Here is a 1,080-nt window from a genome sequence, read left to right on the forward strand (position 1 = left end):
ATCTCCCCGATCCCGGTGCTGCTCGCGCTCGGGGTGCTCGCGCTGGTCCTGTTCGTCCGGTGGGAGCAGCACCGCCAACGGGTCGGCCGGTCGGCGCTGCTCGATCCGGCGCTGTTCACCATCAAGAGTTTTCGCTGGGGCAACATCACCGCCTTCGCCGTGGCGCTCGGCGAATTCGGCCTGCTGTTCGTGCTGCCCCTGTTCATGGTCAATGTCCTCGGCCTGTCCACCCTCGGGGCAGGGTATGTCCTGGCCGCGATGGCGGTCGGCGCGTTCCTGGCGGCGGGCATCGCCGAGGGCCTGGTGCACAAGTACGGGCCGGTCCGGGTGGTCCAGCTCGGGCTGATGCTCGAAACCGTGGCCATCGCGCTGACCGCGCTGTTCGTCACCCCGCACATCTCGGGCTGGTGGCTCGCGGCGCTCCTGGTCGGCTACGGCATCGGCCTCGGGATGGCCTCCGCCCAGCTCACGGGCACCGTCCTGGCGGACGTCCCGCCGCAGAACTCGGGCCAGGGTTCGGCCACCCAGAGCACCGTGCGTCAGGTCGGCTCGGCCTTCGGCACCGCGGTCGTCGGCGCGCTGCTGTCGGTATCGCTCGGCCGCGAGCTGCCCGCGCAGTTGGCCGAGGTGCCCGGCCTCCCGGCGGAGCAGGCCGACTCCCTCGCCACCGCGACCCGCGAATCCGCCGGTGGCGCCATTGCCGGCGTCCGCGAGCACGGGCACACCGACGCGATCGTCGACGCCCTGTGCCGCGCCTTCACCGATGCCACCCGGACCACCCTGCTCGCCGCCGCGCTGTTCCTCCTCGTCGGCCTCGCCGCCGCGTTCCGGATTCCGCGCGGCACACGCGTCACCGGCGACTGATCCGGCCGCTACGATCCCTGCGACCCTGTACTCGGATCGTCCGGCACGTTCCTGCCGGGATGGGATGTTGAACCACGCATGGCTACTGTCACCTTCGACCGCGCCACCAGGCTCTACGCCGGTGCGACCACGCCGGCCCTTCGCAGTCGTCCATGATGAACACGCGCTTGACGTACAGCTGCACGCCGCGCTTCGCGTCCCGCATGAACAGGTCCA

At 71.0% G+C, this 1,080-nt stretch carries 1 protein-coding gene; it reads left to right on the plus strand.

Features of this window, described 5'->3' with window-relative positions; translation table 11 throughout:
- Positions 1-864: MFS transporter (locus ACWDNU_RS46840; RefSeq protein ID WP_449673582.1), on the plus strand; the 864-nt coding region annotated here is incomplete at its 5' end.
- Positions 865-1,080: the final 216 nt, after the last annotated feature.

It is taken from the genome of Amycolatopsis sp. NPDC003676, assembly GCF_053587275.1.